Here is a 273-nt window from a genome sequence, read left to right on the forward strand (position 1 = left end):
GAAACGGCGGTAGAAACCCGCCGCATCGCCCGCCGGAACCGGGCGCGGCGTGCGCTCCCCATCCTTGGTGGCACGGAAGGCGGCGATGTCGGGCAGGCCGGTCAGCGGCTCGCCGGCGCGCAGCGCGGCTTCCCAGGGATCGATGCCCTCGGTCCACCAGCTGCCGGCGGTGCCGTGCAAGGCCAGATGCGGGCGCGTCGCGGCGACCAGCGACGACGCGGAGATGATCGCACGCATCGTCCCGTAATGCAGCGCGATCTCGAAATAATCGTC

1 pseudogene is annotated in these 273 nt (G+C 71.1%); it reads right to left on the minus strand.

Annotation, left to right across the window (positions count from 1 at the left end):
• A pseudogene (locus I5E_RS25895) lies at positions 1-273 on the minus strand (hypothetical protein); the annotation flags it as partial.

The sequence above is a fragment of the Curtobacterium sp. B18 genome (assembly GCF_000333375.1).
Lineage (GTDB): Bacteria > Actinomycetota > Actinomycetes > Actinomycetales > Microbacteriaceae > Curtobacterium.